Origin of the sequence: Ornithinicoccus hortensis (assembly GCF_006716185.1) — a bacterium.
Lineage (GTDB): Bacteria > Actinomycetota > Actinomycetes > Actinomycetales > Dermatophilaceae > Ornithinicoccus > Ornithinicoccus hortensis.
The window spans coordinates 1,828,741-1,845,905 of record NZ_VFOP01000001.1; the positions used below are offsets into that span (position 1 = coordinate 1,828,741).

Here is a 17,165-nt window from a genome sequence, read left to right on the forward strand (position 1 = left end):
GAACACCCAGGGTCCGGAGGACGGGGCCGAGGAGCTCGCCGTCGAACAGTCGCGGATGGAGCACGAGCACACCGCGGACATGTCCTACCTGCGCAAGGTCGTCGGCGCCTCCATGGCCGGCACCATCGTGGAGTGGTACGAGTTCTTCCTCTACGGCACGGCGGCCACGCTGGTCTTCGGCCAACTGTTCTTCCCGGACAGCGACAACCCGCTGGACAACATCATCCTGGCGTTCGGGACCTACGCGGTCGGCTTCATCTCCCGGCCGCTCGGCGGTGTGGTCTTCGGGCACATCGGGGACAGGATCGGGCGCAAGTCGTTGCTCCAGTTCAGCCTCGTGCTGATCGGTGGGTCGACCTTCCTGATGGGCTGTCTGCCCTCGTTCAACCAGATCGGCTACTGGGCACCGGCCCTGCTGGTCACGTTGCGCTTCATCCAGGGCTTCGCCCTCGGTGGCGAGTGGGGCGGGGCCGTCCTGCTGGTGACCGAGCACAGCCCCAACAAGAGCCGCGGGTTCTGGGGATCCTTCCCGCAGGCCGGCGTCCCGCTCGGCAACCTCCTGGCGACCATCGTGCTGCTGGTGCTGAACAGTGCGCTCAGCGAGGAGGCCTTCCTGTCCTGGGGCTGGCGCGTCGGGTTCTGGTTGTCCGTGGTCATCGTGGCCATCGGCTACTACATCCGCACCCAGGTGAGCGACTCCCCGATCTTCAAGGCCGCCAAGGAGCAGGTCGAGAAGGAGGCCGCCGCCGGCTACGGCCTGATGGAGGTGTTCCGGCACTACCCGCGGGGCGTCTTCACCGCGATGGGTCTGCGCTTCGGGGAGAACATCCTCTACTACATGGTGGTCACCTTCTCGATCACCTACCTGGACCACATCGGCGTGGAGACGGGTCGGATCCTGACCCTGCTGCTCTTCGCGCACATCCTGCACGCTTTCGTGGTCCCGGCGTTCGGTGGTCTCTCGGACCGGATCGGCCGCCGGACCATCTACCTGATCGGCTCCGGGTCGGCCATCGTGTGGCCGTTCATCGCCTTCCCGATGTTCGACACCGAGTCCACCCCGATGATCCTGGGCGCCATCATGCTCGGGCTGGTCGTGCACGGCCTGATGTACTCCCCGCAGCCGGCCATCATGGCCGAGATGTTCCCGACCCGGATGCGCTACTCCGGGGTGTCCCTCGGCTACCAGGTCACCGCCATCGTGGCCGGGTCGTGGGCCCCGCTGATCGGTACCGCGCTGCTGCGCCAGTTCGAGAACTGGACCGCGATCGCCGGGTACATCGCGGTGGCCGCCGCGGTCAGCCTGATCGCGGCGCTGGTGATGCGCGAGTCCAAGGGAGCCTCGCTGCTGGAGATCGACCAAGACGACCGGCGCCGGGTCATCGCCGGGAGGTCCGGCTCCTGATCGACGCCCGTTGAGTCAGGCACTGCTGGCAGGCCTGCCGCTGCTCGTGGCATGCGGGGCGCTCGCGCTCCGCATGCCCGCGCTGCGTGCTGCCCTGCTCGGCATCCTGGTCGCCCTGGGGGTCGTGGCGGTCGCCTTCCGGGACCACCTGAGCGAGCTCGGGTCGGGCCTGGTGGGCTGGGCCCCGACCCTCATCGAGGTGCTGGTGATCCTCGGTGGGGGGATCGCGCTGAGCCGGATCATGGACCGGTCCGGCGCGCAGGGCGTCCTGGCGGACTGGGTCGGGCGTCTCACCGGCGGGCCCGTGCCGACGGCGCTGCTGGTGGTGCACGGCGTGACGCCGTTCGCCGAGTCGGTCACCGGCTTCGGCGTGGGTGTCATGGTCGGCGTCCCGTTGCTGGTCGCGGCCGGCTTCGGCCCGCACCGCGCGGCGGTGCTGGGACTGTTGGGGCTGTGCGCCGTGCCCTGGGGTGCGCTCGGCCCCGGCACCATCATCGCCGGCCGGCTGATCGGTGCGTCCGCGCAGGAGGTCGGGGTAGCCACCGCCTGGCCCAACCTGCTGGTCTTCGTCGGTGTCGGGGTCGCCGCCGTGCTGATCGCCTCTCCCGGGCGCCCGGCGCCGGTGCACCTGGGGGCCGCGCTGCTCTCCGGGCTGTTGGTCGGCCTCGGGGTGCTGGCCTCCAACATCCTCATCGGGATGGCCCCCTCCGGTGCGCTCGGGGCGCTGCTGGCGATCGTGGGCCACGTGCTGGTCCGCCGTGCCCAGGGTGCGCCGGTGCGGATGGCCCGGGAGGTCCGCCGGGCCCTCGTCCCGTATGTCGTACTGCTGGCCGGCATCCTGGTGTCCGCTTGGACCGTGCCCCTGCTGCCGGTGGGCGGCGCCGGGGCCCTGCTGACCTCCCCGGGGACCTGGCTGGTGGTCACCTGTCTGGTCGCCGTGTCGTGGACCCGGCTGGCCGGTCCCGAGCGGGCGGCGGTGGCCCGGGAGGTGGTCTCGATGTGGCAGGGGGTCGCCCTGCCGACCGCGGCCTTCCTCGCGCTGGGGGTGGTGATGGTGCTCGGAGGACTCACCGAGCCACTGGCCCGGGCGCTGGGGTCCACCGGACCGTTCGCCCTGGTGCTCACCCCGGTGATCGGTGCGCTCGGTGGCTACGTCACCGGTTCGGGGGCGGGCGCCAACTCCATGTTCGCCGCCGGCACCGGTGCGGTGGCCCCGGGACTGGGAGTCAGTCCGGTGGGGTTGGTCGGCGTGCAGAATGCCGCGGCGTGCCTGTTCACGATGGCCTCGCCCGCCCGGGTGCTGCTCGCGGTGGTGTCCACCCCGCGGGACGGTGTGGCCGAGACGGACCGGGCCAGCCTGCCGCGGGTCACCCGGTCGGTGCTGGTGGTGGACCTCGTGCTGGTCGCCTGCCTCGCTGCGTGGAACCTGGTCGTGCTCTGAGGCGGCGTCACCCGCTGACGGAGCCGAACTCGCGCAGCCGCTCCTCGGCCGCGGCGACCACCGTGCCGCTGGTCCTGGACATCAGGTAGGCGCCGAGCAGCACCGGTAGGGCCAGCAGCGCCACGATCTGGACGAGGTCCGCGACCGGCGGCACCGCGCGGTAGACCACGGCCGCCACCAGGGGAGTGGACAGCGCCCCGACGACCAGCGTGGTCCAGAACGCCCTCCACCGGGCGCGTCGGGGGTCCAACGTCCCCCCGACCGTCCCCGTCGTGACCAGGCCGGCGACCAGACCGACCGGCGTGCCGATCAGGGCTCCCACGAGCGCCCCGTAGAGCGGGACGACGACCAGGAGGGTCAGCTGACCGACCACGCCGGTGCCCGCTGAGAAGGTGCTGGCGAGGACGACGACGAGGCCGACGAGGACGCCGGTGAGGATGCCGACGGCCAGGCCCCAGCCGAGGCCCGCCACCGCATAGCGCCAGTCCCACCGCCTCCCGTCCCCGGGACGCCGATGGGCGCTGCCCCCTGACAGCTCCGTCATCGCGTGTCGCCGGTCCGCGTCCCCAACCAGGCCATGGCGCTCTCCAGGTCGGGGTGGTCGAACTCGAAGCCCGCCTCCTGGAGGACGGCCGGGAGCATCCGGATGCTGCCCAGGATGTCCGAGGCCATCTCGCCCAGCGCGAGCCGCAGGGCGATGGTGGGGGCGGGCAGGACGGTCGGACGGTGCAACTGCCTGCCCAGGGCCGCGACGACGTCCCGCTGGGTGTCCGGGTGCGGCCCACCCGCGTTGACCGGTCCGGTGATCTCGGGGTGGTCGAGCAGGAACTGCACCGCACGCACGTGGTCGCGCAGCGTGATCCAGGACCAGTACTGGTCGCCCGTGCCCAGCGGACCGGCCAGTCCGAGCCGGGCCAACGGGAGCAGTCTGCCCATCGCCCCGCCCTCGCGGGAAAGCACCAGCCCGGTGCGGAGGTGGCTGACGGCGGAGCCGGCCTCCTCCGCCGGCCGGGTGGCTGCCTCCCAGTCCTGGCAGACGCCGGCCAGGAAGTCCTCGCCCAGCGTGGACTCCTCGGTCAGGACGTCGTCACCGCGGTGCCCGTAGATGCCCATCGCGGAGCCGGACACGAGTCGGGGCACAGGGTCCAGCGCCGCCACGGCGTTGCTGATCGTGCTGGTGCCGTCGACCCGGGAGGACCGGATGGTGCGCTTGTAGTCCTCGGTCCACCGTTTGTCCCCGAGCCCAGCGCCGGCCAGGTGCACGACCGCGTCGACCCCGACCAGGGACTCCGTGTCCACCTGCTGCCGCGCCGGGTCCCACCGGACCTCGGTGACGCCCTCGGCAGGAGCGGCAGCGGGGTCGCGGCGGACCAGGTGGATTACCTGGTCGCCGCGACCCCGCAACGATGCCGACAGTGCCGAACCGATCAGTCCGCTGGCCCCGGTGATGGCCACCCGACGGGTGCTCTCCGGGGACTGCGTCACCGCTCTCTCCGTCCTGCCGTGTGGCGTCCTCAGACCTCGAAGGAACCCTCTTCGAGCCGTGCCTTCATGGTGCCCAGGAACCGGGCCGCGTCGGCGCCGTCCACGATCCGGTGGTCATAGCTCAGCGCCAGGTAGACCATCGACCGGATGGCGATCGTCTCGCCGCCGTCCTCGTCGATCACCACGACCGGTCGCTTCACGACCGCGCCGGTGCCCAGGATCGCGACCTGCGGCTGGTTGATGATCGGCGTGTCGAACAGGGCACCGCGGCTGCCGGTGTTGGTCAGCGTGAAGGTGCCGCCCGACGCGTCGTCCGGGAGCAGCTTGTTGGTCCGGGTCCGCTCGGCCAGGTCGGCGATCTTGCGGGCCAGCCCGGCGATGTTGAGGTCGCCGGCGTCCTTGATGACCGGGACGAACAGGCCCTTGTCCGTGTCGACCGCCATCGCCAGGTTCTCCTGGGCGTGGTAGACGATCTCGTCACCCTCCACGCTGGCGTTGACGTTCGGGTGCGCCTTGAGCGCCTCGACGGCCGCCAGCGCGAAGAACGGCATGAAGGACAACTTGGTGCCCTCGCGCTCGGCGAAGTCCGCCTTGGCCCGGTTGCGCAGCCGGGCGATCTTGGTGACGTCCACCTCGACCACCGTGGTCAGCTGGGCGCTGGTCTGCAGCGACTCGACCATCCGGGTGGCGATCAGCTTGCGCAGGCGGGACATCTTCTCCCGGGACCCGCGCTTGGCCTGTAGGGCCTGGGTGGCCTCGGTGCTCCGGCCCGTCGCGGCGGGGGCGGCACCGACACCTGCGGACGCGGGTGCGGAGGAGGCCGGGGCCGACGGGGCGGGGGCCGACTGAGCGGACTTGGCGGCCTCCTCGATGGCGCGGGCGGCGTCCAGCACGTCCTGCTTGCGGATGCGGCCACCGACGCCCGTGCCCTTGACCTCGTTCAGGTCCACGCCGTGCTGGGCCGCGAGCTTGCGGACCAGCGGGGTGACGTAGGCGCTGACATCTCCTGCGGCGGATTCGGAGCCCACGCCGCTGGCGGTGCCGGAGGGCTTGGCGGCCGGCTTCTCGGGCTCCGCAGGGGCCTGCGCCGGCGCGGGCTCGGCGGAGTCGGTCTTCTCCTTCGACTCGGCGGCCGCAGCCTCCTGGAGTTCCTTCTCGTCGGCCAGGTCGCCCTCGCCCTGCTCCTTGGCGGGCTCGGGCTCCGGCTCCGGCGCGGACTCCTCCGGCTCGGCCTCCTGCTGGGCGGACTCGGACGAGCCGCCCCCCTCGCCACCGATCACCGCGAGCGCACCGCCGACCTCGACGGTCTCGTCCTCCCCGGCGATGATCTTGGACAGCACGCCGGCGACCGGGGAGGGGATCTCGGTGTCGACCTTGTCGGTCGAGACCTCCAGCAGCGGTTCGTCGACCTCGACGGTGTCACCCTCGGACTTCAGCCAGCGGGTCACCGTGCCCTCGGTCACGGACTCACCCAGCGCCGGCATCGTGACGGTCTCACCCTCGCCGCCGCCCGCGTTCCCGCCTCCGGAGGAGGCCTCCTGGGCGGGTTCCTCCGCAGCGGGCTCCTCGGCCGGCTCCTCCGCGGGCTGCTCCTCGGCGGGTTCGTCCGCGGGCTCCTCGGCGGACGCCCCGTCGGCGGCGTCGCCGCCGGAGTCGGAGGCCTCGCCGTCGCCGATCACGGCGAGGTCGGCACCGACCTCGACCGTCTCGTCCTCCTCCGCCAGGATCTCCTGGAGGACCCCGGCGACCGGGGAGGGGATCTCGGTGTCGACCTTGTCGGTGGACACCTCCAGCAGCGGCTCGTCGACCTCAATCGTGTCGCCGACGCTCTTGAGCCAGCGGGTCACGGTGCCCTCGGTGACAGACTCACCCAGGGCTGGCATGGTCACACGTTCAGACATTCTCGGCGTCTCCTCGTCCGGGGGTTTCGCAGTCTACGGGGGCGGCTGCCGGATTGGCAGCCGGTGGGGTCGTCGGGTCAGGCATGGGCGTGCAGGGGTTTCCCGGCCAGGGCCAGGTGCGCTTCTCCGAGCGCCTCGTTCTGGGTGGGGTGCGCATGGATCAGTGAAGCAACATCGTCGGGCAGCGCCTCCCAGTTATAGATCAACTGGGCCTCACCGACCTGCTCGCCCATCCGCGCGCCGACCATGTGGACGCCGACGACGGGTCCGTCGGGCGCCCGGACCAGCTTGACGAAGCCGGCGGTGCCCAGGATCTGCGACTTGCCGTTGCCGCCGAGGTTGTACTCGTAGGTGGTCACCTCGCCGTACCGCTCGCGGGCGGCGGTCTCGGTCAGGCCGACCGAGGCGATCTCGGGGTCGCAGTAGGTGACCCGCGGGATCCCGGCCTCGTCGATCGGGCGGGGCTCCAGCCCGGCGATCTCCTCGGCGACGAAGATGCCCTGCGCGAAGCCCCGGTGCGCCAGCTGGAGGCCGGGGACGATGTCCCCGACGGCATACACCGTCGGCACCGAGGTGCGCAGCCGCTCGTCGGTGGTCACGAACCCGCGGTCCAGGGCCACTCCGGCCTCCTCGAAGCCGAGGCCGTCCGTCGCCGGACCACGCCCCACCGCCACGAGCAACAGGTCCGCCTCGATGGGGTCACCCGACTCCAGCTCGACCGTGACGCCGCCGTCGGTCTGGGTGACCCCGGTGAACTTCACCCCGGTGCGAGCGGTGATCTTGCGCTTGCGGAAGGCGCGCTCGAGCGTCTTGGAGACCGCCTCGTCCTCGGCCGCCACGAGCCGGGGCAGTGCCTCGACCACGGTGACCTCTGCGCCGAAGGAGCGGAAGACCGAGGCGAACTCGACGCCGATCACGCCGCCCCCGAGCACCACGACCCGCTCCGGCACCGTCTCCAGGGTCATCGCCTGGTCGCTGGTGATGACCCTGCCACCGATCTCCAGGCCGGGCAGCGAGCGGGCGTACGACCCGGTCGCCAGCACGATGTGGCGACCGGTGAGGACCCGCTCGCCCACGGTGACGGTGTCCGGGCCGGTGAGCCTGCCCTCGCCCTCGACGTAGTCGATCGACGAGGCCTTCACCAGCCCCTGGAGGCCCTTGTGGAGCCGGCCGATCACCCCGTCCTTGTAGCTGTGGACCTTGCCCAGGTCGATCGACTCCACGGTCGCGTTCACCCCGAACGCGGCGCCCTCCCGGGCCGAGTCGGCCACCTCGGCGGCGTGCAGCATGGCCTTGGTCGGGATGCAGCCACGGTGCAGGCAGGTCCCCCCGAGTTTGTCCTTCTCCACCAGCGCCACCGTGAGCCCGAGCTGGGCGGCGCGCAACGCGCACGAGTAGCCGCCGCTGCCGCCGCCGAGGATCACGAGGTCATAGGTCTGGTCAGGCGTCGACGATTCCTCCATACGGAGCATCTTGTCATTGCGCGCGATTCCCGACCACCGAGGGTTTACGCTCACCCGTATGGCTTGGTGGAATCGCAAGCGCAAGGAGCGGCAGGCAGGCGGGGGGAGTTTCTCCGGGGGCCCCGCCCCGCGCACCGACGGACCTCAGATGAGCATCGACCTGGGGGCCGTGCGCGGCCGTGCCCAGGAGTTCGTGGAGTCCCGGCGCGGCGTCGAGGGGTATGTCGAGCCGGCCACGAACGTGAGCACGACGACGCTGATCCTGATCGCCCACGACGGGGAGTGGACCCGCCGGGCGGTGGGCAGCCCCAAGGCCGGATTCCAGCTGTGCCGGGACCTCGGGATCCCGGTCTATGACGTGAACCAGACTGGCTACCCGTCGCGGATGAGGGAGTGGAACCGTCGGCACAAGGGCAACGGCGCACGTCCGTGACCGGCGCTCCCCGTCGCGCCCCCCGGGGGTCGTGACAAACCACTAGCCGGGTGCGGGCGGCCATGACAGGGTGGTGCCACCGACCAACGACAGGAGGTTGCCCCATGGCTGACCAGCAGGGATCCCAGGACGCAGCACACGAGGGAGCCGAGGTGACCGACGACGTCAAGGCCAAGTTCCGCGCCGCCCTGGACAAGAAGCACTCCCACGGGGGCAAGGACGTCTCGGACCAGTCCGAGCACGGCAAGGTGGACCACTCGAGCAGGGCCAAGACCTCCGGGGCCCAGCAGATGTTCCGCCGCAAGAGCGGCTGAGCCGCCCACCTCCCGACACGCTCAGGGGCCGACCGCAGGTGCGGTCGGCCCCTTTGCGTGTCTGCACCGCCGGGTCGGCGGCGGGGGAGTCGGTCAGGCGTAGGACTCGGCCAGCGCGATCAGCGCGCGGACCCCGGAGCCGGTGGCGCCCTTGGGGGTGTAGCCCCACGGGGCCTTGTCGTTGAACGCGGTGCCGGCGATGTCCAGGTGCGCCCACGGGATCTGCTGGCCGTCGGCGTCCTTGCCCACGAACTCGCGCAGGAAGGTGCCGGCCACCATGGCGCCGGCGGAGCGCTCGCCGGTGTGCTTGATGTCGGCGACCGGGGAGTCCATCGTGGCGCGGATCTCCTCCGGCATCGGCAGCGGCCAGGAGCTGTCACCGGCGTTGGAGGAGGCCTGGTGCACCCGGTCGGTCAGCGACTCGTCGTTGCCCATGATGCCCAGCGTGCGGTCGCCCAGCGCGATCACGCAGGCGCCGGTGAGGGTGGCGATGTCGACGATCGCGTCCGGGGACTGCTCGGTGGCCAGCGCCAGGCCGTCGGCCATGACCAGGCGGCCCTCGGCGTCGGTGTTGATGATCTCCACGGTCTTGCCGCCGCGCATGGTGACCACGTCGCCGGGCCGCTGGGCCAGGTCGCCGGTCATGTTCTCGGCCAGGCACAGGTAGCCGGTGACGGCCACCGGGACCTCGAGCTCGGCCAGGGCCAGGATGGCGGCGGCCACCGCGGCGGCGCCGGCCATGTCGCACTTCATGGTGACCATGGAGGCACCCGGCTTGATGCACAGACCACCGGAGTCGAAGGTGATGCCCTTGCCGACCAGACCCAGGTGCGCCGTGGCCTTGCGCGGGCGGTAGCTCATCACCACCAGGCGGGGCGGACGGCCGGACCCCTGCCCGACTCCCAGGATCCCGCCGCACCCCTCGGCCTCCAACCGCTCGGTGTCCCAGACCTCGAGGGAGACCTTGCTCCCGGAGGCGCGGCGGGTCACCGACTCGGCGAAGGACTCCGGGTAGAGCACGTTGGGCGGGGTGTTCACCAGGTCGCGGGCGTAGCTGACGGCACCGGTGACGGCCTTCAGCCGGGCCGTGAGCGCCTTCGCCTCCTTGCTGCGCGGCTTCAGTGAGCCGAGGACGACCGCGGTGCCCAGCGGGGCCTTGGCGGAGTCCTGCTTGCCGGCGCCGTGGAAGGTCTGGAAGGCGTAGCCCCCGAGCAGCGCCCCCTCGGCGACCGCCGCGGTCTGCTCGGCCGAGCCGTCACCCAGGGCGAACGCGGCCTTGGCCCGGCCGGACAGGGCACGGGCGGCCGCACCCGCCGCGCGGCGCAGCCGCTCCTCGGTCCGGGCCAGACCGTCCTCGGTCGACTGCGGGCCGGTGCCCACGACCAGGACCAGCGGGGCGCTGATGCCGGGGACACCGGACAGCTTGGTGACCTCCTCGGCGCCGGCCTCCGCACCCACGGCCGCGAGCGCCTCGTCGATGTGCCGTGTCGTCGCCTTGGGCAGCGTGGTCCCCGGGGCCAGCGCGGCCCCCGAGTCCTGCTTCACCGCGGCCAGGACCAAGGCGTCGGCCTTGGTGGAGGCGGGGGCGGAGTCGGCGAGGGTGAGTTCAGTCATCGGCGTCCTATTCATCGACATGGCGTGCAGCGGCCCGAGGATGTCGCACCCCCATGACTGCTTCTCTACGTGCACGAGGGTAACGCCAGACACCGACACGGTGAACAGACCTGTCCCCGGCGTGGGGCCGGCGCTAGGGTTTCGGCCATGACTGACGCTGGCCTGAAGACCTCACCGCTGCACGACGTCCATGTCTCCCTCTCGGCCAAGATGGCCGACTTCAGCGGGTGGTCGATGCCGATCGAGTACCCCGGGGCAGGGGTGGTCAAGGAGCACACCGCGGTCCGCGAGGCCGTGGGCGTCTTCGACGTCTCCCACCTGGGCAAGGCCCGGGTCAGCGGACCGGGCGCCGCCGCCTTCGTCAACGCCTGCCTCACCAACGACCTGGGCCGGATCGAGCCGGGCAAGGCGCAGTACACCATGTGCTGCGCGGAGGACGGCGGGGTCGTCGACGACCTCATCGCCTACCTGCGCAACGACGAGGACGTCTTCCTCATCCCCAACGCCGCCAACACCGGCAGGGTGGTCGAACTGCTCACGGCCGCCGCCCCCGACGGGGTCGTCGTCGAGAACCAGCACGAGCAGTTCGGCGTGATCGCCGTGCAGGGGCCCCGCAGCCCCGAGGTGCTGGCCGCCATCGGTCTGGACGTGGACCTGTCCTACATGTCCTTCACCGAGGTGGACTGGAACGGTCGGCCCGTGATCGTCTGCCGGACCGGCTACACCGGCGAGACCGGCTTCGAGGTGGTGCCGCACTGGGAGGACACCGTGGAGGTGTGGGAGGCGCTGCTGGCCGCGGCCGAGCCCCTGGGCGGGATCCCGGCCGGGCTGGGCGCCCGCGACACGCTGCGGACCGAGATGGGCTACCCGTTGCACGGCAACGACCTCGGACCGGAGATCACGCCGGTCATGGCCCGGTCGGTGTGGGCCGTGGGCTGGGACAAGGAGACCTTCTGGGGCAAGGAGGTTCTGACCGCCCAGCGGGCCGCCAAGGAGAGCCGGCTGTCCTGGGGTCTGCGCGTCACCGGCCGGGGCATCCCGCGCGCCGGGTGCGAGGTGCGGGACGGGTCCGGCGCCACCATCGGGGTGGTCACCTCCGGCACCTTCTCACCGACCCTGAAGCAGGGGATCGCCCTGGCGCTGCTCGACCGCGGTCAGTCCGTGGGGACCGCCGTGGTCATCGACGTGCGGGGACGGGACGTGGCGGCCGAGATCGTCAAGCCCCCGTTCGTGGAGGCGGGCGTCGCGGGCTGACCGGCTCGGGTCAGCGCAGCGCGGCGCCCTGCACGCGCAGCGAGGACCCCAGGTCCAGCAGCCGTCCCGCGACGACCAGCTCCACCCTGCTGCAGGTGGCGCCCACCCGGCGCACGACGGCTCCGAGCAGGTCGTGCAGCAACTGTTCGCCGGGAGCGGTGGCGGCGGCCAGCAGCCCCGGGTCCCGGCCGAGTACCACGACGTCCACCGGGACCGCCATCAGGGCCACCTGGAACTGGTCCACCAGGTCGTGCACCAGGGCGGTGGCCGTCTCCGGGTCCTCCCACCCCTGGGTCGAGTCGAGGACGGCGCCGACCCACGTCTCGAGGTCGTCGATCAGCACCGGGTGGCGCGACTGGATGAGCGCCCGGGCCAGGTCCGTGGTCTCCACCCGGATCCACGTCGATGGCGCGGGGACGTTGGTGGTCAGCGGCTGGGCCACCTCCGGGGCGGGCTCGACACCGGCTTGACCGGCCGGCTCCGGGGGGCACACCCAGGTCACCTGGGGCGTGCCGGAGAGCAGGGACAGCGCGTGGTGCGACCGCCCGCCCGCTGCAGGGCCGAGGACGAGCGTCGAGGACATGGGGGATCCCTCCTGACCTGGGGCTGGGCGATGGGCTGCCGAGGACCGGCCTAGATGTCCGGGTCCACCCCGGCCTCGCGCTCCTGGTCCCGTCGGCGGGTGGCGCCGACCACGGCGCCGAGCAGCGCACCGATCACCACGAGACCGACCAGCAGCCACGCCCAGATGGGCATGCCGCCGTTGCCGTCCTCCGCCACGTCCTGGGTGGGGCCGTCACCCTCGTCCCCGGGGTCGCCGGCGACGTCGCCGGACTCGGTGTCGGCGTCCTCGCTCCCGGCCTCGTCCCCGGCCGTGTCGGACGGCTCGGTGGCACCCTCCTCGGCCTCGTCCGTGTCGTCGGTGGTGGCGTCGGTCGTCTCGGCGGGGGTGTCCTCGTCGGCGTCGTCGCCACCCTCGGTGGCGTCCTCATCCCCGGTGGTCTCCGGAGCGTCGGTCGCACCCGTCCCGCCGCCGACCGGGGCGCCCACGGCGATCTCGATCGGCTCGTCGGGCGCCAGCTGGTCCTCCGTCGGCTCCTCGACCGGGTCCCCGCACCCGGCGGAGGGGAACCCGCCGAGCCCGCAGATCAGGCCCGACGAGGGGTCGGTGCGCACGTCCTCCACCAGGAGGGTCACCAGCTGCTGACCGGTGGAGGCCTCGGGTGCGGTGACGCAGGCAGCGGTCGGCTCCCGGGGAGTCTCGCCCTCGGGGGCGTCGACGTCGCGCCCGAAGTCGACCACGACGGCCACCCGCTTCTCGCCCTCGCCGGCCTCCGGCGCGGCACCGCAGACGTCGTCGAAGGAGGGTGTCGCCCGGGGGAACCGGGTGTCGTCGTCCGCGGCGACCGCGAACCGCCACCCCTCGACAGCGCCGTCCTCCGGCACGGTCGTCCCCGCCCCCTCGGTGGCGAACCCCCACTCCCCCTCGGTCAGCTGGTAGTAGCCCCAGAACTGGTATCCGGCGGCATGGGCCGCCACCGGCGCGAGGACCATCGTGAGGAGACCGACGAGGGCGGCGACGACCAGGCCTACAGTGCGGCGACGGGGGCGGGGGGACGGCTTGGGCACGACGGCTCCTTGGGGGCGGCGGGGGAGGGTGTCGAGGGGGAGGGAGTCGGGGGCGCGGACTACCGGCCGCCGCCCAGGATCGACCCCAGCAGGTCGTCCAGGCCGAGGCCGCCGGATGATCCGGCAGACTTCTGCCGGGCCCCTCCGAGGATGCCCCCGAGCAGGTCTTCCAACGCCCCGCCCAGCCCGCCGCCCGCGGAACCCCCGGCGGCGGCACCGCCACCCAGCTTCTTGGACAGCCACGCGAGCACGATCGGCGCCAGGATCGGCAGCAGCTTCTGCACCAGGCCGGACCCGCCCTGCCCGCCCAACCGGTGGGCGACGGCGTCGGTCTGGTCGCCGAACACGTGACCGACGATCTTCTGCCCGTCGGCGGTGTCGACCTGGTTCAGCTGCAGCCGTCCCTCACCCAGGCCGCTGCCCGAGTGGTCGGCCAGGGCGGAGGCCAACGACTCCTCGCCGGCCGGCTCCTGGGCGTTCAGCCGCAGGCCACCGACCAGGGCCGGCAGTGCCTGCCGCACCGCCTGCTCGGTCTCGGCCTCGCCCGCCCCGAGTTGCTGGGCGAGGTCCTGGATCGGGATGCTCGCGAACAGTTCGTCCAACTGGCTCATCGATGACCTCCTGGATCGTGGCCCCGGGCGGGCCGCGTGCTGATCCGACCCTAGGGCACACCCGGCGGGCAGGTCACCCGGACGGCGTGAGGATCCGGCGCTACGGTGGCGCCCATGAGTGGTGTATTCAGCTGGACCTACTGTGACGCCGACGGCGCACCGATCCCGGACCTCGGGCTCAGCGGCGCCGCCTTCCCCACCCGGTCCGAGGCGGAGGCGTGGCTGGCCGAGGAGTGGAGCACGCTGGCCGACGCCGGGGTCGGGTCGGTCTCGTTGATGGACCGGGACGAGGTGGTCTACGGCCCGATGAGCCTGAGCCCGGGATGATCCGGCTCGCTCAACGGCGCACGACGGGGTCGCCGCGCTTGATCTGCGGTCGGGGCACCCGCGACATCCGCATCTGGAACGCGCGGAGCACCACGTATGAGGCGGACCCCTTCGGGGGTTCCTCGCCGAACGTCTCCCGGACCCGCTTCTTGGTCCGGCGCCACAGCAGGACCGAGTCGAGGATGCCGATCAGGATCATCCCGTAGGCGGCGCCGAACACCCCGAGACGGGCCCACGGCTGGTTGATCAGCGACATGGCCAGGATGATCACCATCAACGGCAGCAGGAACTCCCCGATGTTCCAGCGGCTGTCGACCGAGTCGCGCAGGAACCGCTTGATCGGGCCGCGGTCCCGCGGACCGAGGTACTTCTCGTCGCCCCGCAGCATCCCCTCCCGGGCCTTCGCCCGGGCCTGGCGCATCTTGGCCTTCTGCTCGGCCGTGTTGGCCTTGCTGCCGCCCACCAGGGGGCGCCGGTTGGCCGCCTCCTGGGCCTTCCGCTTCGGGGTGGGACGGCCCTTGACCCCGGGGCGGGCCGGAGCCTCCGGCTCGGGGTTGGCGGGGACGGTCACCGACTTCTTGCGCGAGAACACGGGTCCACTGTATGACGTGGCGATGGACTTCCAAGACCTCGCCGTCGACCGGGAGCGCCGGTTCAGCCTCGGGCGCGAGACCACGACGGAGCAGTTCTACCTCTCGATCCCGGTCGCGCTCAGGCTGGTCGACGCGGAGGAGTACTACCGCCTGACCCCCGAGGAGTTCTCCCGCTTCCGCGAGGACCCGGAGGCGGCGGGGCGTCTCGCCGACCGGTGCCGGCAGCGGTTGGAGGATCCCCGCCTGCTCGTGGCGCCAGGTCCCGAACGGGGCGTCGGGTGATCCGGCGGCGACCTGGATAGGCTCGGTGGGGTGAACCCGACTTCCACCTCCCACGCCGACCGCCGCGCCGAACTCTCTGGGCGGGTGCAGGACCTCATGCCCGCGATCCGGGACGACCTGGAGACCCTCACCAGGATCCCCTCGGTGTCCCTGGACTCCTTCGACCAGCGGCACGTGGACGACAGCGCCGCGGCCGTGGCGGACCTGCTCGAGGCCGAGGGGATGCAGGTGCGGATCGTGCGCGAGGGGGGACGACCGGCCGTGATCGGGCACCTCCCGGGACCCGAGGGTGCGCCCACGGTCCTGCTGTACGCCCACCACGACGTCCAGCCGCCGGGCGATGACGCGGACTGGGACTCGGCACCGTTCGAGCCGACCGAGCGGGACGGCAGGGTGTATGCCCGGGGCATCGCCGACGACAAGGCCGGCGTGATGGCCCATGTCGCGGCCCTGCGGGCCCACGGCGGCCGCCCCCCGGTCGGGGTGACCGTCTTCGTGGAGGGGGAGGAGGAGATCGCCTCGGAGTCGCTGCCGGCGATCCTGGACAAGCACGGCGACAGCCTCACGGCGGACGCGATCGTCCTGGCCGACAGCCAGAACTGGAAGATCGGGGTGCCCGCGCTGACCACCACGCTGCGCGGCCTGGTCCGGGTGGTGGTGGAGGTCAAGGCCCTGGACCACGGTGTGCACTCCGGCATGTTCGGCGGGGCGGTGCCCGACGGGTTGACCGCCCTGGCCCGGCTGCTGGCCACGTTGCACGACGACGAGGGGAACGTCGCGGTGCAGGGGTTGCTGACCTCCGAGGCGGCCGAACTGGACTACCCGGAGGAGGTGTTGCGGGCCGAGGCCGGGCTGGCCGAGGGGGTGTCCCCGATCGGCTCCGGCTCGTTCCTGTCCCGCCTCTGGACCAAGCCGTCGATGACGGTCATCGGCATCGACGCACCCTCGGTCGCCAAGGCGGCCAACCTGCTGACCCCGGTCGGCCGGGCCAAGCTCTCGATGCGGATCCATCCCGCGGAGGACCCGGACACGGCATACCGGCTGTTGGAGGCGCACCTGACCGAGCACGCCCCGTGGGGCTGCCAGGTGACCGTCACCCTGGACGACCAGGGCGCCGGGTTCTCCGCCGACGCGCAGGGACCGATCTACGAACAGGCCCGGGCCGCCTTCGAGGACGCCTGGGGTGTGCCGCCGGTCGACATCGGCGTGGGCGGGTCGATCCCGTTCGTCGCCGCGTTCGCCGAGAAGTTCCCGGAGGCGGCGATCCTGGTGACCGGCGTGGAGGACCCGGACACCCGGGCCCACGCGGCCAACGAGAGCCTGCACCTGGGGGAGTTCGAACGGGTCTGCCTCGCCGAGGCGCTGCTGTTGGACCGACTGGGAAGGATGGGCTGATGGCCGAGGAGAAGCAGGGCGCCTACGTGGAGGACGAGTTCCGACGGGACACCCGCTACATCCCCACCCGGATCACGGCCGACGGGCAGCCGGACGGGTTCGCGGCGGAGGCCGGCCGCTACCGCCTCGTGGTGAGCCGGGCCTGCCCGTGGGCGAACCGCACGGTCATCTCCCGGCGCCTGCTCGGGCTGGAGGGGGCGATCTCGATGGGGATCTGCGGGCCGATCCACGACGCCGACAGCTGGACCTTCGACCTCGACCCCGGCGGGGTGGACCCGGTCCTGGGCATCCCCCGGTTGAAGGACGCCTACGAGGCGCGCCCGGACGGGTACAAGCCCGGCGTCACTGTGCCGGCGATCGTGGACACCACCACCGGGCAGGTGGTGACCAACGACTTCCGCCAGATCACCGAGGACTTCGCGACGCAGTGGACCGCCTTCCACCGCGAGGGCGCGCCGGACCTCTACCCGGAGGCCCTGCGGGCCGAGATCGACGAGGTGCAGCAGCTGGTCTACGACGACGTGAACAACGGGGTCTACCGCTGTGGCTTCGCGGGCAAGCAGGACTCCTACGACCGGGCCTACGACCGGTTGTTCGGCAGGCTGGACTGGCTCTCGGAGCGGTTGTCCACCCGGCGCTACCTGGTCGGGGACACCATCACCGAGGCCGACATCCGGCTGTTCACCACGTTGGCCCGCTTCGACGCGGTCTACCACGGCCACTTCAAGTGCAACCGGTCCAAGCTCACCGAGATGCCGGTGCTGTGGGCCTACGCCCGGGACCTGTTCCAGACGCCCGGCTTCGGCGACACCACGGACTTCGACCAGATCAAGGCGCACTACTACGGCACGCACCTGGACATCAACCCGACCGGGGTGATCCCCAAGGGGCCCGACAACTCGTCGTGGCTGACCCCCCACGGCCGGGAGGAGTTGGGCGGCCGCCCGTTCGGTGACGGCACGCCGCCCGGGCCGCCGCCGGAGGCCGAGCGGGTCCCCGAGCTGTAACCGCGGGGGAG

18 protein-coding genes are annotated in these 17,165 nt (G+C 72.1%); 9 read left to right on the plus strand and 9 right to left on the minus strand.

Annotated elements, in window-relative coordinates; translation table 11 throughout:
• The first annotated feature begins 55 nt into the window (after positions 1–55).
• Both FB467_RS08440 and FB467_RS08445 read left to right on the plus strand, forming a co-directional pair.
• Entirely contained in the window at positions 56–1,405 is a 1,350-nt protein-coding gene (locus FB467_RS08440; RefSeq protein WP_141786550.1) for an MFS transporter, read from the plus strand.
• Between the two features lie 10 nt (positions 1,406–1,415).
• Positions 1,416–2,846: an L-lactate permease gene (locus FB467_RS08445; RefSeq protein WP_141784711.1), complete on the plus strand. Its 1,431-nt coding sequence runs from the start codon at positions 1,416–1,418 to the stop codon at positions 2,844–2,846.
• 7 nt (positions 2,847–2,853) lie between these two features.
• On the opposite strand, the gene FB467_RS08450 is transcribed toward FB467_RS08445, so the two are convergent.
• From FB467_RS08450 to lpdA, 4 genes are all read right to left on the minus strand, one after another.
• On the minus strand, positions 2,854–3,390 hold the full coding sequence (locus tag FB467_RS08450; RefSeq protein WP_141784712.1) for a hypothetical protein: 537 nt from the start codon (positions 3,388–3,390) through the stop codon (positions 2,854–2,856).
• Positions 3,387–4,331 carry a TIGR01777 family oxidoreductase gene (locus FB467_RS08455; RefSeq protein WP_228393053.1) on the minus strand — a complete coding sequence of 315 codons (945 nt, stop codon included), beginning with the start codon at positions 4,329–4,331 and terminating at the stop codon, positions 3,387–3,389. The genes FB467_RS08450 and FB467_RS08455 overlap by 4 nt, the downstream gene beginning before the upstream one ends.
• 29 nt (positions 4,332–4,360) lie before the next feature.
• The gene (gene sucB, locus FB467_RS08460) at positions 4,361–6,232 is read right to left on the minus strand and encodes a 2-oxoglutarate dehydrogenase, E2 component, dihydrolipoamide succinyltransferase (protein WP_141784713.1); all 1,872 of its coding nucleotides are present in this window, start codon (positions 6,230–6,232) and stop codon (positions 4,361–4,363) included.
• Between the two features lie 77 nt (positions 6,233–6,309).
• On the minus strand, positions 6,310–7,695 hold the full coding sequence (gene lpdA, locus FB467_RS08465; RefSeq protein ID WP_141784714.1) for a dihydrolipoyl dehydrogenase: 1,386 nt from the start codon (positions 7,693–7,695) through the stop codon (positions 6,310–6,312).
• A 58-nt stretch (positions 7,696–7,753) separates the two neighbouring features.
• Between lpdA and FB467_RS08470 the strand changes: the two genes are divergently transcribed.
• Complete coding sequence (locus tag FB467_RS08470) at positions 7,754–8,128, plus strand: hypothetical protein (protein ID WP_170230636.1); 375 nt, start codon at positions 7,754–7,756, stop codon at positions 8,126–8,128.
• 104 nt (positions 8,129–8,232) lie between these two features.
• Complete coding sequence (locus tag FB467_RS08475) at positions 8,233–8,442, plus strand: DUF5302 domain-containing protein (protein WP_141784715.1); 210 nt, start codon at positions 8,233–8,235, stop codon at positions 8,440–8,442.
• Positions 8,443–8,535: 93 nt separating this feature from the next.
• Here the strand turns inward: FB467_RS08475 and FB467_RS08480 are convergent, their stop codons facing one another.
• On the minus strand, positions 8,536–10,056 hold the full coding sequence (locus FB467_RS08480) for a leucyl aminopeptidase (protein ID WP_141784716.1): 1,521 nt from the start codon (positions 10,054–10,056) through the stop codon (positions 8,536–8,538).
• A gap of 147 nt (positions 10,057–10,203) precedes the next feature.
• Between FB467_RS08480 and gcvT the strand changes: the two genes are divergently transcribed.
• Positions 10,204–11,310 carry a glycine cleavage system aminomethyltransferase GcvT gene (gene gcvT / locus FB467_RS08485; protein ID WP_141784717.1) on the plus strand — a complete coding sequence of 369 codons (1,107 nt, stop codon included), beginning with the start codon at positions 10,204–10,206 and terminating at the stop codon, positions 11,308–11,310.
• Between the two features lie 10 nt (positions 11,311–11,320).
• Here the strand turns inward: gcvT and FB467_RS08490 are convergent, their stop codons facing one another.
• Genes FB467_RS08490 through FB467_RS08500 form a run of 3 tightly spaced genes read right to left on the minus strand, consistent with a single transcriptional unit; the run spans position 11,321 to position 13,550 of the window.
• Positions 11,321–11,893 carry a bifunctional adenosylcobinamide kinase/adenosylcobinamide-phosphate guanylyltransferase gene (locus FB467_RS08490; protein WP_141784718.1) on the minus strand — a complete coding sequence of 191 codons (573 nt, stop codon included), beginning with the start codon at positions 11,891–11,893 and terminating at the stop codon, positions 11,321–11,323.
• 50 nt (positions 11,894–11,943) lie between these two features.
• Complete coding sequence (locus FB467_RS08495; protein WP_141784719.1) at positions 11,944–12,939, minus strand: SCO2322 family protein; 996 nt, start codon at positions 12,937–12,939, stop codon at positions 11,944–11,946.
• 59 nt (positions 12,940–12,998) lie between these two features.
• Entirely contained in the window at positions 12,999–13,550 is a 552-nt protein-coding gene (locus tag FB467_RS08500) for a DUF937 domain-containing protein (protein ID WP_141784720.1), read from the minus strand.
• A gap of 114 nt (positions 13,551–13,664) precedes the next feature.
• Between FB467_RS08500 and FB467_RS08505 the strand changes: the two genes are divergently transcribed.
• A complete protein-coding gene (locus FB467_RS08505) occupies positions 13,665–13,877 on the plus strand; it encodes a hypothetical protein (protein ID WP_141784721.1) in 213 nt (70 codons plus the stop codon).
• A gap of 10 nt (positions 13,878–13,887) precedes the next feature.
• Here FB467_RS08505 and FB467_RS08510 read toward each other — a convergent pair whose 3' ends face one another.
• A complete protein-coding gene (locus FB467_RS08510) occupies positions 13,888–14,469 on the minus strand; it encodes a DUF3043 domain-containing protein (RefSeq protein ID WP_141784722.1) in 582 nt (193 codons plus the stop codon).
• Between the two features lie 22 nt (positions 14,470–14,491).
• On the opposite strand from FB467_RS08510, the gene FB467_RS08515 reads away from it, so the two are divergent.
• The 3 genes from FB467_RS08515 (at position 14,492) to FB467_RS08525 (ending at position 17,154) form a co-directional block, all read left to right on the plus strand.
• On the plus strand, positions 14,492–14,752 hold the full coding sequence (locus tag FB467_RS08515; protein WP_141784723.1) for a hypothetical protein: 261 nt from the start codon (positions 14,492–14,494) through the stop codon (positions 14,750–14,752).
• Positions 14,753–14,848: 96 nt separating this feature from the next.
• Positions 14,849–16,147, plus strand: coding sequence for a dipeptidase (locus FB467_RS08520; protein WP_141786553.1), 1,299 nt, complete (start codon positions 14,849–14,851; stop codon positions 16,145–16,147).
• Positions 16,147–17,154, plus strand: a complete 1,008-nt coding sequence (locus FB467_RS08525; protein WP_141784724.1) for a glutathione S-transferase family protein — start codon at positions 16,147–16,149, stop codon at positions 17,152–17,154. The genes FB467_RS08520 and FB467_RS08525 overlap by 1 nt, the downstream gene beginning before the upstream one ends.
• The last annotated feature ends 11 nt before the right edge of the window (positions 17,155–17,165 follow it).

Excerpts from the sequence above, each read along its gene's own strand:
- FB467_RS08440 (WP_141786550.1), top strand. The coding sequence starts at position 56 with ATGGAGCACGAGCACACCGCGGACATGTCCTACCTGCGCAAGGTCGTC.
- FB467_RS08450 (WP_141784712.1), bottom strand. The coding sequence starts at position 3,390 with ATGACGGAGCTGTCAGGGGGCAGCGCCCATCGGCGTCCCGGGGACGGG.
- sucB (WP_141784713.1), bottom strand. The coding sequence starts at position 6,232 with ATGTCTGAACGTGTGACCATGCCAGCCCTGGGTGAGTCTGTCACCGAG.
- lpdA (WP_141784714.1), bottom strand. The coding sequence starts at position 7,695 with ATGGAGGAATCGTCGACGCCTGACCAGACCTATGACCTCGTGATCCTC.
- FB467_RS08470 (WP_170230636.1), top strand. The coding sequence starts at position 7,754 with ATGGCTTGGTGGAATCGCAAGCGCAAGGAGCGGCAGGCAGGCGGGGGG.
- FB467_RS08475 (WP_141784715.1), top strand. The coding sequence starts at position 8,233 with ATGGCTGACCAGCAGGGATCCCAGGACGCAGCACACGAGGGAGCCGAG.
- FB467_RS08480 (WP_141784716.1), bottom strand. The coding sequence starts at position 10,056 with ATGACTGAACTCACCCTCGCCGACTCCGCCCCCGCCTCCACCAAGGCC.
- gcvT (WP_141784717.1), top strand. The coding sequence starts at position 10,204 with ATGACTGACGCTGGCCTGAAGACCTCACCGCTGCACGACGTCCATGTC.
- FB467_RS08490 (WP_141784718.1), bottom strand. The coding sequence starts at position 11,893 with ATGTCCTCGACGCTCGTCCTCGGCCCTGCAGCGGGCGGGCGGTCGCAC.
- FB467_RS08500 (WP_141784720.1), bottom strand. The coding sequence starts at position 13,550 with ATGAGCCAGTTGGACGAACTGTTCGCGAGCATCCCGATCCAGGACCTC.
- FB467_RS08505 (WP_141784721.1), top strand. The coding sequence starts at position 13,665 with ATGAGTGGTGTATTCAGCTGGACCTACTGTGACGCCGACGGCGCACCG.
- FB467_RS08515 (WP_141784723.1), top strand. The coding sequence starts at position 14,492 with ATGGACTTCCAAGACCTCGCCGTCGACCGGGAGCGCCGGTTCAGCCTC.
- FB467_RS08520 (WP_141786553.1), top strand. The coding sequence starts at position 14,849 with ATGCCCGCGATCCGGGACGACCTGGAGACCCTCACCAGGATCCCCTCG.
- FB467_RS08525 (WP_141784724.1), top strand. The coding sequence starts at position 16,147 with ATGGCCGAGGAGAAGCAGGGCGCCTACGTGGAGGACGAGTTCCGACGG.